The 12,700-nt window shown below is 74.9% G+C and carries 9 protein-coding genes; 2 read left to right on the top strand and 7 right to left on the bottom strand.

Annotation, left to right across the window (positions count from 1 at the left end; genetic code table 11):
- Positions 1 to 73: 73 nt before the first annotated feature.
- The 4 genes from AB0B57_RS23245 to AB0B57_RS23230 form a co-directional block, all read right to left on the bottom strand.
- Entirely contained in the window at positions 74 to 631 is a 558-nt protein-coding gene (locus AB0B57_RS23245) for a sigma-70 family RNA polymerase sigma factor (RefSeq protein ID WP_357073422.1), read from the bottom strand.
- 188 nt (positions 632 to 819) lie between these two features.
- Positions 820 to 1,770, bottom strand: a complete 951-nt coding sequence (locus AB0B57_RS23240; protein WP_357073419.1) for a zf-HC2 domain-containing protein — start codon at positions 1,768 to 1,770, stop codon at positions 820 to 822.
- Positions 1,771 to 1,808: 38 nt separating this feature from the next.
- Entirely contained in the window at positions 1,809 to 2,150 is a 342-nt protein-coding gene (locus AB0B57_RS23235; RefSeq protein ID WP_357073416.1) for a hypothetical protein, read from the bottom strand.
- Positions 2,147 to 2,434 carry a hypothetical protein gene (locus AB0B57_RS23230; protein WP_357073413.1) on the bottom strand — a complete coding sequence of 96 codons (288 nt, stop codon included), beginning with the start codon at positions 2,432 to 2,434 and terminating at the stop codon, positions 2,147 to 2,149. The genes AB0B57_RS23235 and AB0B57_RS23230 overlap by 4 nt, the downstream gene beginning before the upstream one ends.
- A 122-nt stretch (positions 2,435 to 2,556) precedes the next feature.
- Between AB0B57_RS23230 and AB0B57_RS23225 the strand changes: the two genes are divergently transcribed.
- Both AB0B57_RS23225 and AB0B57_RS23220 read left to right on the top strand, forming a co-directional pair.
- A complete protein-coding gene (locus AB0B57_RS23225) occupies positions 2,557 to 4,053 on the top strand; it encodes a hypothetical protein (protein ID WP_357073410.1) in 1,497 nt (498 codons plus the stop codon).
- A 138-nt stretch (positions 4,054 to 4,191) separates the two neighbouring features.
- Positions 4,192 to 6,693, top strand: coding sequence for a hypothetical protein (locus AB0B57_RS23220; protein ID WP_357073407.1), 2,502 nt, complete (start codon positions 4,192 to 4,194; stop codon positions 6,691 to 6,693).
- Here AB0B57_RS23220 and AB0B57_RS23215 read toward each other — a convergent pair.
- The 3 genes from AB0B57_RS23215 to AB0B57_RS23205 are packed head-to-tail and all read right to left on the bottom strand — an operon-like array spanning position 6,678 to position 12,630.
- Entirely contained in the window at positions 6,678 to 9,407 is a 2,730-nt protein-coding gene (locus tag AB0B57_RS23215; protein ID WP_357073404.1) for an AAA family ATPase, read from the bottom strand. The two genes, AB0B57_RS23220 and AB0B57_RS23215, sit on opposite strands and share 16 nt — an antisense overlap.
- Positions 9,404 to 12,121, bottom strand: coding sequence for a LuxR C-terminal-related transcriptional regulator (locus tag AB0B57_RS23210; protein WP_357073401.1), 2,718 nt, complete (start codon positions 12,119 to 12,121; stop codon positions 9,404 to 9,406). The genes AB0B57_RS23215 and AB0B57_RS23210 overlap by 4 nt, the downstream gene beginning before the upstream one ends.
- The gene (locus tag AB0B57_RS23205) at positions 12,118 to 12,630 is read right to left on the bottom strand and encodes a hypothetical protein (protein ID WP_357073398.1); all 513 of its coding nucleotides are present in this window, start codon (positions 12,628 to 12,630) and stop codon (positions 12,118 to 12,120) included. Before AB0B57_RS23205 ends, AB0B57_RS23210 begins: the two co-directional genes overlap by 4 nt.
- Positions 12,631 to 12,700 lie beyond the last annotated feature (70 nt).

Genomic DNA, 12,700 nt, shown 5'->3' with positions numbered 1-12,700 from the left:
CTGTGAACGAGCCGCGCGACCGGTTGGTTCACGGTTGGGCGGGCCGACTTCGGAACTTCTGCCGGCGGGCGACTCAGATGCTGAACCCCCGCCCGGCGAGGTCCTCGCGCAGTGCCCGCAGCGCGTAGAAGGTCCGTGACTTGACCGTCCCCTCGGGGATCGAGAGGTTGCGCGCGGCCTCGGCGACCGTGTGTTCCTGAAAGTAGATCTCGATCAGCGCGCTGCGCAGCCGCTCCGGCAACCTGGCCACGGCGTCACGCACCTCGCGGCCGTTGAGCAGGCGGTCGATGTCGTCCACGGCGGCGTGCCGCTCCTCGATGCGCTCGTCAAGCTGCTCGGACGGCCTGCCCCGGGCCGCCCTCAGGTGGTCGATGGCGATGCGTCGGGCGACGGTGAACAGCCAGCCCCGGCTCCACTGACCGTCGGTCGTCCGTGCCTCCGGATGGTGCCAGGCACGCACCAGCGTCTCCTGGACGATGTCCTCGGCGAGGCCACGATTACCCATCGTCAGACGCAGCAGGTAGTTGAGCAGGATCGGCCCATGTGTCTCGTAGGCGAGCCGCAACGCGTGGTCGTAGGTCGGCTCTGGCGACGACGCACCCGAGAGCATGTTCCCCGCGGCCTGGTTCATGGCAGCGATAACGAGTGCATCGGTACCCGCGTTCAGTGTTCGTGGGGGTTTTCCCGAGGAATCTTGGCAGATCCTCGCGGGCCGGCTCGGCGTCGGAACCCCATTGGGTACGCTGACCTGCCGAAACATCGAAACGGACGGCGCGACCCGGTGCGGTCGCGATGGGACGGATCGCGCGTCGGCTCGACTCACGTCGGACCCGGCCCCCCGTCCGGTCGCGGCGACCCCTTGACCACGTCGGCCGTCACCAGAACCCCGCCGTCGACCTGACGGACGCTGAGCTGACTCAGGTCGTCCACCGACACCGCGACGTCACCGGCGTAGCCGCCGCGGCCCGGGTTGCCGTTCAGCCGACCGAGCAGCAACTCCTCGCCCGCTGTGGTGAGTGCCCACAGCTGGTACGACGCGTCCGGCGCCAGACCGTCGGTCGAGACCCGCAGGTTGACCTGACCGTCGTCGTCGTAGAGAACCGCGGAGAACTCCACGCCGCTGACGCCGTCGTCGGTGGTCGCCACCGCCACGACCGGGCCGGGCGAGTCAGTCGCGTTCCACGGCTCGATGAGCAGTGTCGTGCTGAGCGCGACGGCGAGCAGGCCGGTCAAGCCCACCACGCCACCGATGCGCCGACTGCGTGACCTGGGGCGGCGGTGCGAGTGCGGGCCACGGGACAACGGGCCCGTCGCGGGTCGTGGGGGCAGGAAACCCTCACCGGGTCCGGCGCGGTACCGGTCGGCCACACCAGGCGGGTGGGCCCGGGTCACCGGACGGACGTCGTCGGGGACACCGAGACGGGGCACCGCGCGGGTCTCGCGCAGGATCACGACCGGAGCCTCGGTGCGGGCGGGCAGGTCCCGCGCCAGGGCGGCGCCGGGTGCGCCGAAAAGATGATCACCTTGCGGGGTACGGTCCGGCTCGGCCGGACCCGCCCCGAAATCGGCGATCAAGCGTCGTACGTGTGCGGCGCTGAGCAGGCCAAGAGTGTCGACGGTGTGGTCGATCTCCTCCCGCTCGGCCCGGCAGCTCGCGCAGTGGTCCAGGTGACTGGCGACGTCGCGTCTCTCCACCTCGGACAGCAGACCGAGCACGAGCATGCAGACACTTGTCCGCATCGTCGCGTCGGCGCAGGTGGACGTGAGCATGGGAGGTCATTCCCCGCGGGGGGCGGCGGCAGCGGCCATCAGTCGCCACCCGCTGCCGATCCCCCGCGCCCGGCGGAAAGGCCGGACGTGCGCTCGGACCACCTGGTGCCGACAAGGTCCGGTAGGGTGATCCGCACCGCGTCGCTGATGATGCCCAGCACGCCGGTCGGGCCGAGCAGACCGTCCGTCGCGATGGTCCACTCCTCCGCCGGATCGAGGTAGTCGTGGCTGTCGGCCCACCGCGCCCGTGTCGGCTCCAACTGCTCGCGCAGCCTCGCGAGCCGCCTGGCGACATCGGTGGCCAGCGCGTTGATGGCCGGCCCCGGGTCGGCCGGGTCGCCCGCGCCGTCGGGGACCGGTGCCCACTCGGTGCCGCTCATCGGGACCCACCGGCGGCGAGCGCCAGATCGACCGGCCGGAGGTCGACCTCCGTCTGCAGGTCACCGGCGATGTCCTGGAGCGCGTCGTCGAGCATCCGGGCGTAGATGTCGTACCCGGTCAGCAGCGCGTCGCGACGGGAGGCGGACATCCGCAGGCGTGCCGGGTCGAGGCTCGCCAGGTGGGCGCGGAGCCGGTCGAGTTGCGTACTGATGCCGGCCGCGGCGTCGCGGCACGCGTCGGCGATATTGCCCTGGCCCTGCGGATACGGTGTAATTCCCCTCATAACGCCTCCGATCTCGGGAGAACATCCTGAGAACGATGGGTGGCACGCCCCGGTTCACCATTCCTCCGACGATCCTTGGATCGCGGCAGCACCCGACGACCCCGGCGAAGGACGATGCCACGATGAGACGACGGCTCGCGATGCTCGGCCTCTGCCTGCTCATGCTGGGCGTCAGCACACAGGTGATCGCTCCGGCGGCCGTCGCCGCACCCACCTCGGCGCTGCGCGCTCCGGGCGAGACCGGCAAGTACTACGTCGTCGGGCCTCCGGTCGACGGCCAACGGGAATATCTCTTCGCGATCGCGGCGAAGACACTGGGCAACGGCAATCGGTCCCCGGAGATCTTCGCGCTCAACGAGGGGCGACTCCAACCCGACGGCCGTCGGCTGACCGACGCGACAAGCCTGCAGCCCGGCTGGATCCTCGTCCTGCCCCGGGACGCGACGGGCCCCGGCGTCCAGATCGGCGCGCTTCCGGCACCGACGCCAGCACCGACAGCGGTGTCACCGTCCCCGCCGTCGACCGCGTCCACGGCATCCGCCGACCCGCCGGCACCGTCCACTGTCACCCTGCCGCACCTGTCCGTCCTGTGGTCCGCGACCGGACTGCGGGTGGCGTTGATCGCGCTCGCCGTGCTCCTGCTGCTCTGGGCACACGTGGCCCTCCGCGCACGGCATCGACCCGCCCGTGGCGGTGCGGCGCCGGCCAGCAGCCCGGTCCCGCCCGTCCCGACGACGACTCCCCCGGATCCACGGCCCGCACCGGTGACCGCGCCACCAGCGGAGCAACCACCTCCCCCGGCGCCCGCGAAACCAACCCTCGTGCTGCCACCCCCGGTCGCGGCCGAGCCACCCACACGGCCGCTCGTGGCGGTCACCACCAAGCCACCCGCCCCACCACCCGCGGCAGTTGCGGTCGAGCCACCCGCCCCACCACCCGCGGCAGTCACGATCGGGACACCCGCCCCACCGCCCGTGGCGGTCCCGTTGCCGCGAGCCGTGGATCGCACCCCGGCCCGGGCGGTGCCCGACGTCCGGGCGGCCGGGCTTCTTCCGCTGGCCCGTCCCAACCCGTTCGCCACCCTGCTCACGGATCTGACCTGCGGCCCGGACCGGGCGACCGTGCGGCTGGTCGGCGCACGGCCGGCTCGCTGGGGATCGCCCTACGGGTGGCTGACCGGCGGGCAGCGACCTCCACCGTCGAGTGCGCCTCTCGTACTGGGCGACCGGGACGGCCATCGACTGTGGATCGACCTCGCGGTGGCCCCCGACGTGCTCACCATCGGCGGTGACCTGGCCGCCTGCCGCCGGCACGCGCTGGCCCTGCTGAACCAGTTCGACGCCGACACGGACGTGGTGCTGGTCGGCGACGTGCTCGGCGACGCGGCACCCGAGGGTTGCCGCCGGGTCGACGCCGTTGCCGAGGTGGCAGCCGAGGAACCGTCGACGAGGGTACGGGTGGTGGTGTGCGCGGGCCCCGATGCCGTGGCACGGTGGGGTCCCTTCCGCGCGTTGTCGCACAGCCCCCACCGAACCGTACCGATTGTCGTCGGCGCGGGACCCGCGGCACGGTGGTCGATGCGGCTGGACCCACCGGTCGCGGCCCAGACCGCACGGTGAGCTGGCCCAGCGTCGGGCGTACGCCCAGAATGGACGCCTCTCGGCCGGTGCCGGCCCGAGGCGGGACACAGAGCGAGGACTACGTTGCGACCCAGCCGACAGCGCACGCTCGGGGCAGGACCGGAGCAGGTTGCCCCGGTGGATCTGCCGCTACCCGTCGACGGCCTGTGCGACCTCGTGCTGGTTCGCACCGGGGACGGCGGGTTGGCCCGGCCGGCGAATGACGGCACGGCACTGACCGCGGACGAGATTGCCGAGTGCGCGCGGACGCTCGGAATCGAGGGGGGGCGGGACCTTCGCGTCCTCGTCGACGACGGGGCCCATGACGCGGCCCTGTTCGGGCGGGTCGCCACCGCACTGGGCTGCGACGTCCTGGTCACGCCCGCCGGAGCGAGCGTGCGGCGCCGGACCGGCCCGGGCCTCGCCGGCCCTGCCGAGGCGGTCCCGGTCGACCGGGCGAGCGGGGCGGTGGTCGACTGGGTCCTGGTGCAGCCCACCGCACTCCAGACCACCCGGCCGGGATGGTTCGACCTGGCCGGTGGCCTGGTGCTGCCGAGGACGGGGCTGGCGACACTGCCGCTGGCGGGCGGCCTGGAGTTCGCCAACCGCGAGGACTTCGTCGTACGCCGGGCCGCGGCCGCCCGGCTCGGCGTCGGTCATCCGGACCTGGTGACGGTGGCCCTCGCGACTCGCGCCGGCCAGTTCCGGCTCTCGACGTACCGGCAGGACGCCGCCGGGGAGAGACCGGGCCGGTACTCCGGGCAGGACGTGGCCGCGGCCCTCTCCGCGACGTTCCTGTACGGCGGTGACCTGCGCCTCTGGTTGCGCTGGCCGGACGACACCGCACAGTGCGCGCGCCTCGACGCCGAGGTGACGGCCCTGGCCGAGGCGACCGGCGCGACGGTGTGGACCCCGGAGGTCGGCGGCGAGGCGGTGCTGCTGCGCGGCTGCCTGGACCTGGCCGCCCGGGACCGGTCCGGCGCGGTCACCCCCTGGCGGGAATACCGCCCCCCACACGCACCGGGCGCCCCTCGCTTCGCGACCGATCGTGACGGACGGCTCGTGCCCGGTGGCGGGCCCACGGTCGGTGCCACCGGCGGGGTGGCGCTGATCAGCTCGGAACGGCCGTCGGAGGTCACGTTCCTCGAACGGTACGCCGACCTGTCGGCCGAGCCGGGCATGACGCTCGTCGACCTGACCATTCTCGACGGAGGGCGTCTCGCTCTGCGCTACGCAGATGGCAGCCACCTCGCGGTGGGCGCGGTCGAGCTGCGGGCACTGTTGACGAACGCCGGGTGGCAGGGTGCCGACCTCCAACTGCTGACCCCGGTGGCCGACGAGTGGACCGAGGGCCTGCGGGAGCACCTGAGCGTGCTGGAGTCGGACCTCGGCGTCGAGATCTGGTCGCTGGCCCCCGGCGCGGTCGTCGTGGTCCGCGACGGCCTGGCCCGGGCCGTCGACGAACAGCGACGCCCGGCGCGCTGGTTGCGGGCCGCCGATGCGGATCTGCGGGCCGAGAGCGGTCGGTGGCGCAACGACGATGGTTGGCTGATCCCGCGTCGGCGGGGCGCGGATGAGCCGTCGACGCCTGCGCCGGGGCCATCGCCCGCCGAGCCGGCGGCCGGGCCATCGCCCGCCGAGCCGGTCGCAGCCGAGCGGTCGCCCGGCGAACCGGCAGCCGAGCGGTCGCCCGCCGCACCGGCGGCAGCCGCGCCGCCGCCCGAGCGGGTGTTGCCGGCACCGGGCCCGCGCCCCGCACTGACCGTTCCCGCACCCGGCAGCCGGCCACACGGTCTGCGGTGGTTGCCGGACCGCCCCGAGGTGAACGCCGACCCCGTGCGGGTCTGGCTGGCCAGCCCGTGGTCGCCGCAGCGGGTCGCGGTCGAGGGTGTGCCGTCGGCCGACCTGTTCCTCGTCGGCGACCTCGACGGCGAGCGGGTCGCCCGTGCCCACCCGTACCAGCATCTGCTGTGCCTGCGGGTCGAGGCCGGCGGCCTGGTGGACCTGGACCGGGTCGGTGACCTACCGGCGGACCTGGGCCACCGTGTTGCCGCGGCGGCCGGCAGCTTCCTACTGCCGGCGGGCTGGCTCGACCAGGCGCGGCTACAGGCGGGCTACGACATCGACGACGCCGGGCGACCACAGGAGGAGACCGAGCTACCCGGACATGACGTCGTGCTGCGCTGCACCGGGGCCCGACACGGCACGGACGGTCTCCCCGACGATGTGGTGCGCTGGCCCGCAGGTGGGCGGGGGGCCGGCGGCTGGGCGCTGATCCCGGCCGCCGGGGACGAGCCGACCGACGACTTCCTGCCGCTGCACCAGGGCCGACCGCCGGTGCGCGACGGATACCTGTTGGTGCGTCTTCGGGTGGCGGCGGGCCGGGCGATCGACGCGCGAGCCAGCGCCGCCGCGCTGGCCGCCCACACCTCGATTCGGTCGCGTTTGCCCGAGTTGGTGGCCGACGGTGTGACGCTGCTGTTGCCGCCGGGCTCCTACGGCGACACCCGGGTGGAGCAGGTGCTGCACACCGACGGCGGGCGCTGGCGGCAACGGGCGAAAGGAGTCGACCTGGCTCTGCCGAACCTCCTCGGGCAGCGGCCCGCACCAGACGTGTGGCGTCCTCAGCCGATGCGGTAGTCGCCGAGCAGCACAGCCGTGGCCAACTCCACCCGGGACCGGTAGCCGGTGCGGTTGAACAGTCGGGTGAGCCGGCCCTCGATGCTCTTCGCGCTGTTCTGCGTGGCGGCGGCCAACTGGCGGTTCGACAGTCCCTCCGCGACCAGGGCGGCGAGCAACCGTTCGCCCTCGGCAAGGGTCTGCGCCCGTCCCGGCACCGTGATCCCATGGTCGCGCATCGCCTGGCGGACCCGGGACCGGTGCAGGATCGCGCCCAGGTCGCCGAGGATCTCGTACGCCTCACCCAGCAGCTCGACGCTCCGACCGGTCCAGCGGACCACCCGCTCGATCGCCCTGGCCACCTCGTGGGGCTGACCGACGACCCGGGCCAGTGCCATCAGGTCACCGGCCCGCACCCGGTCCGGTCGAACGATCAGTTGGGCGGTGGCGACCCGCAGCGCGCCGATGGCGGTGGTCTGGTCCGCCGCCGCCCCGGCGGATGCGGCGGCGGTGCGGGCCGCTTCGCCGTCGCCGCGTTCGGTCGCGAGTTCCGCGGCCACCAGCCAGAGTTCGTCCAGGCCGACGACCAGCCCGTGCCGGGTGGCGGCGGCCAGGGCGTCGCCGACGACGCGTTCGGCGGCCGGCGCGTCGCCGAGGATCCACTCCGCCTCGGCCGCCACGGGCGCCAGCAGGTACGGCAGCGGGGCGGCGTCGGCGCGGGCGGCGTCGAGCAGCGCTCGGGCCCGCACCGGCCAACCACGGGCGAGCAGTATCTCGGCTGCCGCCCGATGCACGGTGCTGTGTGCCACCGGACGGGTCACGGGGAGATCGGCTGCGATACCGAGCAGCGCGGCGTCGTTCGCGGCATCCCACCGGCCCGCACGCCAGTGGACCAGGCACCGCTCGGGCGCCGGCAGATCGGCCACCGTCAGACCGCCCTCCGTCAGCTCACGGTCCGCCCGGTCCAGCGCACCGACGACCGCCGCCAGGCTGACCCGCGCGACGGTGTCCGCGAAACGGCGGCGGGCGGCGCCCCGAACCGACCCACCGAGGCCGTCACCGGCCGAAGCGCCGGCCACCGGGGCTCCGCCGGCCGAGCCGTCACCAGCCAGAGCATCGGCCACCGGGACGCCGCCGGCCGAAGCCTCGGCCACCGGGGCTCCGCCGGTGCCGGCGGTGATCGGCGTGCCGATCAGCAGTTCGCTGTCGGAGCGGGTCGAGTCGGACGGCAGCAGGCTCGCGGCCTCGGCCCAGCGGTCCAGGAAGCAGAGCGCCGCGGCCCGGGTCGTCCGGGTCGGCACCCGACCGCCGGGCAGCCAGGGTTCGCCGGCCGCGACGGCCTGCACGTCAGGCGCCGCACGCGCGCCACGCGCGCTGGCGAGGGCGAGCAGTTCGGCCTCCTGCCGGGCGGCGTCGGGCAGGGTGTCGGCGTACTCGCCGAGCAGGTGGCGCACCTGCGCCTGGGCGACGGCGTACCGGCCGATGCCGAACTCGGCGACGGTTCGGGCAAGCAGGGCCTCGGCACGGTCCGCGGGATCGCCGCTGAGGTCGGCCGCGCCGGCCCACCAGCGTGCCGCCGCGGCGGGGGCGCGTACCGCCGCAATGTCCGCGTGCCGGCGCAGCAGCGCCGCCGCCGGCTCGGCGTCGACCAGGCCACCGGCGGCGGCGACCTGATCCGGCAGGTACGCCGGATCCGCGCACCGGGCGGTGCCCGACCAGAGCGCCTCGACCGCCACCTGCGCGAGCCGGCGTCGTTCGTAGGGGCCGAGACCCGCGCGCAGGGCCAGTGCCAACGCGGGCACCCGGATCCGCCAGCCGCGCCGATCCTTCCGCACGAAACCCTCCGCGCGCAGGGCATCCAGGTGCCGGTGTGCCTGCTCCGGTGTGGTGTCGAGCGCCCGCCCGATCAGCCCGGGGACGGCCGCGCCCAACGGTTCGAGCACCGCCAGGGCACGGGCGACCGTGTGGGTGGCCGGGCCCAGCTGGCGTACCGGCCGGGTGAGGTCGTGCTCGGCGGGGATCCGGGGTGTGCTTGTCGGATCGGTCAGGTAGGCGCGGCGCTCGACGATCCGCAGGGCCGCCGAGGCGCGGTAACCCTCGACGACGGCGAGCACCGCGGCGGGCACACCCCGGCCGAGTCGGTGTAGCTGCGTCGAGAGGGAGTCGTGTGGCGTTGCCTGCAACGCCTGGCGGGCGAGCGCGTCGACGTCGGCACGGGACAGCGGCCGCAGCCGCTCGATCCGCACGAGCCCGCTCTGGCGCAGGCGGTCGAAGGCGGCTGACTGGTCCGGATCGGCACCGACGGCGTCGGAGCGCAGGGTGGCGACGCACCGTACGGGCACCGGGTACTCCTCGTGCAACACGTTCCGCAGGGCCTCGACGGACTCCGCGTCGGCCCACTGGGCGTCGTCGACGAGGAGCACCAGGCCGGGGTGGTGTCGCCGCAGGACGCGGGAGAGTGCGTGCGCTGGCGGCTCGCCGGTGCGGGCGTGGCCACGACCGGCGGCCAACCGGGTGGGGGTCGGGATGAGCGCGGCGAGGATCCGCCCGGCGAGGTACCCCGCGTCGTGCCGACACTCCGGCGCCAACCGCAGGTCGAGAACGGGCCTGCCGGCCTGCGTGGCGGCGTTGCGCAGCGTGCGCAGGGCATGGGTGCGACCGATGCCGGCCGGACCGGTGAGCACGGTCAGGGTGGGCCCGTCGAGGTCGACCGGGAGATTCACCGCGACGCTCACGACGCCGGACCGAGGATGTCCGTGGTGAGGCTCACCGCGGCCAGTTCGACACGCGAGCGGCAGCCGGTGCGCGCGAAGAGCCGGGTCAGGTGGTTTTCGACGGTCTTCTCGCTGATCCGCACCTGCGCCGCGATCTGCCGATTGGTCCGTCCGTGACCGATCAACTCGATGATGTGCGTCTCCACCGGGCTGAACCCCGTCCGGGGCGTACGGGTGCGGGGCTGGCGAACGTCGCGCTCCCGCATCGCGGCGGCGACGGCGGACCGCAGCCAACCAGAGGTCATCGTCTTCGCCACCGCCTGTGCCTCGACGAGCCACGGCCGAGGGTCCTCGGCGACCCGGCCGAGCGCCAGACAGGCGTACGCGAGGGCGAGGCGGTTCCCACCGGCACGGACGAGATCGACACCGCGTTCGGCGGCGCTCGCGTCACCCCGGCACAGCGCCTGGACCAGCAGCGTCGTCTGCCTGCTGAGCCGACGCCGAGGCTCGGTCGCGTCGGCGTCGACCGCCGCCGTCAACCAGGCCATCTGCTCGCCGAGACCGAACCGTGCCGCGAGGCCCGCCGCGCGTACCAGGAGGTGCTCGACGCCGATGCGGCTGCCGTGGTGCCGGTGGCTCTCGTACGCCCGCCGCCCGTCACCCAACCGCCGGGCCGCCTCCTGCGCCGTCTGGACCTCTCCGGCCGGCCCGTTCGCGGCCCACCACCGAAGTGCCGCGTACGGCGGCTCCGCCGGGACCGAGCGCAGCCAGGAGGGCGCCTCCGTGGCTCGACCCAGCAGGCCGAGCGCCTCGGCCGCCCAGAGCCGGGCGAGACAGCGCGGCAGGGGCGCCTCGGCGCCGGTCAGGTCCAGCTCGCGGGCGGCCGAGAGCAGGCCGGAGAGGTCGCCGCCGGCCTGGCAGGTGTGCAGCCGGTGGTACGCGGACAGCAGCCCGTCCTTCGGCACGCCGTAGCGGTGCGGACCCAGGACCAGCCCCAGGAGTGCGGCCAGGTCCCCCCTCTCACCGGCCAGCAGCAACTCCTCAGTCGCCGGGCCGGCATCCGCCAGGCCGGGGCCGACGGCGCCGGCCAGGACGCCGAGTTCCGCCGGGTGCAGCAGCGATCCGGTGTCCGCGTGGGCTGCCGGCGGCATCGGCGCGGCGGGCGGGACGCCGGTGCGCCACCAGTCGGCGAAGGCCACGGTTGCCGAGGCCACCGGTGCTCCCCGCAGAGCGGACCGGATGGTGGCGGACACCGGCACTCCGGTGTGCACGGCGACGAGTACGGCGGCGGCCGCGAGGTCCGCGGCGTGCCGGGACGACGCGCCGTGGCCTCGCTGGATGGCCGTGTCCACCACCTCGCCGAGGCGGACGACCTGGCCGGTGCGCACCAGCAGCCGCAGCAGCCGGGCGAGGATGTCGTCGCCGGCCCGCCCGCCGCCGGAGTGCCAGAGCGCGGCGCGCAGCCAGTGTGCCGCCCGGTCCGGCGCACGGTCGGTGTTCTCGTCGGCCGTGGCGGCGAGGGTCACCGCCGTACGCCTGTCGAACGGCAGGGCGACGCCCGCCGAGGTGACCTGGTCGGCCAGGGCCGCCCCGTCCGCCGGCCGGCCGGACGCGGCCCGGCGGAACATCGCCGCGGCGCAGGCGCGGTGCAGGCGGGCCACCGCGTCCGGGCCGGCATCGGTGATCAGGCGGGCGGTGAGCGCCGGGCTCTGCGGGAGGATCCCGCCCTGCGGCCCGGCGACGAGCAGGCCGTCGTCGATCAGTTCGTCGATCATCCAGCCGTAGTCGGACAGCCGGCCGCGGGTGGCGTCGGCGAACAGCGGCAGGTCGTCGATGCCGAACCGGGTGACGGCGGCCATGGTGGCCAGCCGGACGGCGACCGGGCCGCGCGCCCGCAGCGCGGCGAGCAGGCTGTGGTCCGTCGGCAGCGCGATCGGGGCGTGCGGGTCCAGCAGGCACAGGTGCCCCCGCACGACCGCGAGCCGCCCGGCCCGGGTCAACTCGTGTGCGATCTCCAGCACCGTGCCGGGGTGCCCGGCCAGCGGCCCGAGCGCGGTGGACAGGGCTGCGGGCACCGCGTCGTCGACCGGCACGGCGTACCGGCGGGCGAGCATCGCGCGTACGGCCTCGGCGCTCAACGGCGGCAGGTCCACCACGACGTCGGCGAGCGTGCCGAGTCGGCCGTCGCCGGGCGCGCCAGCGGCCACCACGAGGCAACCGGCGCGGACGGCGGCGGCCAGTGCCGGGGCCAACGCGGGACCGGCGTCGTCGGCGATCAGCACCGTCGGCGCCCGCCGGCCGATCAGGGCGAACGCGGCGGCGGCCTGCTGGGCCAACGCGATGCCACGTCCGGCGTGCTCGCCGGCGGGCTTGTCGCAGAGCGCACCGAGCGCGCTCAGTGGGCCGGCCAGCGGCGGGTCGGCCAGCAGCTCGTACTGGTCGCGAACGGCGTTCAGCAGCGCCGCGAAGCCGGCGGCGGTGTCGCCCGGTGCGGCAGGTGCCACCCGGAGCACCACCACCCCGGCGGTACGCCAGGCACCCGCGGCCGCGTCCAGCAGCGACGTCCGGCCGCTGCCCGCCGGACCCCGGACCAGTGCGAACCGGCCACCGGTCGCGGCGGCCGCACGGGCCGCGTCGAGGGCGTCCAACTGCGCCGCACGGCCCACGATCGTCCGCCGTCTCGGGATGGCTCCCGGCCGCACGGTGCGTGGTCGCGGCACCTCCGGCGCGGTCATCCGACCGCCGCCCCGACGCCGGGGCCGCCACGCCCACCCGCTGCCGCACCGACGGCGTCCTGCCGGATCACCAGGAAGATCTCACCGGCCACGGCCAGCGAACGTACGTAGGACTCCTCGTCCTCGGTCTCCAGCCAGATGATCCGCCCGCCCGCCTCGCGGGGGCGATCCGCGCGGGCCTCGGCGAAGTGCGCGTCGATCAGGACCAGCGGCACCGGGGCCGACCACCGCTGCGGGACCCTGCGGTTGGCGCGCTCGTTGAGCAGGACCTGCATCTCCTCCGAATCGCAGTCGAAGGAGTCGTAGGCGTCGAGCACCCGCCGCTGGATCCGCCGCAGGGACAGCTCGGCGTGCTCCGTCCGGACCGCCCGGCGCCTCCCCGCCGGCACGGCCTGGTATCCCGGGATCAGGTCGGCGAGCAGCACCGCCGGGTCGTCGGCGCTGACGCTGCGTTCCCCCGCGGCCCAGACCATCCGGTAGCGCCGCTCTTCGTTCCCGACCCGTGCCACGTGCTCGCCTCCATCCACGCCCGACGGTGTGCCGGACGTGCCTGTTCAAACGAGACGCGGCCCCGAGTCG

The sequence above is a fragment of the Micromonospora sp. NPDC049101 genome (genome assembly GCF_040648675.1).
Lineage (GTDB): Bacteria > Actinomycetota > Actinomycetes > Mycobacteriales > Micromonosporaceae > Micromonospora.
Note: the sequence above shows the minus strand (reverse complement) of the source record. Positions and strands in the feature narration are given on the sequence as shown.